Consider the following 1490-nt stretch of genomic DNA (forward strand, 5'->3'; position numbering starts at 1 on the left):
TGCTCGAGGATCGCCGGGTTCTCGAGGGTGGAGGTGTCCTGCGTGATCGCCTCGCCCTTCGCGAGCGAGCGCAACAGGCGCCGCATGATCTTGCCCGAGCGCGTCTTCGGCAGGTTGTCGCCGAAGCGGATGTCCTTCGGCTTCGCGATCGGCCCGATCTGCTTGCCGACCCAGTCGCGCAGCGTCTTCGCCAGCGCCGCCGCTTCTTCGCCTTCCGGACGCGAGCGCTTCAGCACCACGAACGCGACCACCGCCTCGCCGGTCGTGTCGTCCGGGCGGCCGACCACCGCCGCTTCCGCCACCAGCTCATGCGAGACCAGCGCCGACTCGATCTCCATCGTGCCGAGCCGGTGGCCCGACACGTTCAGCACGTCGTCGATGCGGCCCATGATCGTGAAGTAGCCGGTGTCCTTGTCGCGCACCGTGCCGTCGCCGGCCAGGTACAGCCGGCCGCCGAGTTCCTCGGGGTAGTAGCTCTTCTTGAAGCGTTCCGGGTCGCCCCAGATCGTGCGGATCATCGCCGGCCACGGACGCTTGACGACAAGGATCCCGCCTTGCCCGTTCGGCACGTCCTGGCCCGTCTCGTCGACCACCGCGGCCATGATGCCCGGCAGCGGCAGCGTGCACGAGCCCGGCACCGTCGGCGTCGCGCCCGGCAGCGGCGTGATCATGTGGCCGCCGGTCTCGGTCTGCCACCAGGTGTCGACGATCGGGCAGCGCGCCTGGCCGACGTGCTTGTGGTACCACATCCACGCTTCCGGATTGATCGGCTCGCCGACCGTGCCGATGATGCGCAGGCTCGACAGGTCGTAGCTCTTCGGGTGGACCTTGTCGTCGGCCTCGGCCGCTTTGATCAGCGAACGGATCGCGGTCGGCGCGGTGTAGAACACGGTGACCTTGTGATCGCCGATCATCTTCCAGAAGCGCCCGGCATCCGGATAGGTCGGCACGCCCTCGAACACGACCTGCGTGCCGCCGCACGCGAGCGGGCCGTACGTGATGTACGTATGGCCCGTGACCCAGCCGATGTCGGCCGTGCACCAGAACACGTCGGTGGGCTTCCAGTCGAAGGTCCACTTCATCGTCTGCGCGGCCCACAGCAGGTAGCCGCCCGTGCTGTGCTGCACGCCCTTCGGCTTGCCGGTCGAACCCGACGTATACAGGATGAACAGCGGATGCTCGGCGCCGACCCACTCCGGCGCGCACGTGTCGGATTCGCCGTCCGCGATCTCGTGCATCCACAGGTCGCGATCGGCATGCCAGTCGATCTTGCCGCCGGTGCGGCGATAGACGATCACGCTCTTGACCGCTTCGCAGCCGCCCATCGCGATCGCTTCATCGGCGATGCTCTTGAGCGGCAGCGTCTTGCCGCCGCGCGCCTGTTCGTCGGCGGTGATGAGCGCAACGGCGCCGACGTCGACGAGCCGCTCGTTCAGCGATTTCGCGGAGAAGCCGCCGAACACGACCGAGTGCGTCGCGCCGATGCGCGC

General features: G+C 68.2%; 1 protein-coding gene. It reads right to left on the reverse strand.

Annotation, left to right across the window (positions count from 1 at the left end; genetic code table 11):
- Positions 1-1490, reverse strand: a 1490-nt coding sequence (acs, locus tag DIE15_RS36595; protein WP_124835878.1) for an acetate--CoA ligase, incomplete at both ends; no start/stop codon positions are given.

It is taken from the genome of Burkholderia sp. Bp9031, from assembly GCF_003857965.1.
Classification (GTDB): domain Bacteria; phylum Pseudomonadota; class Gammaproteobacteria; order Burkholderiales; family Burkholderiaceae; genus Burkholderia; species Burkholderia ambifaria_A.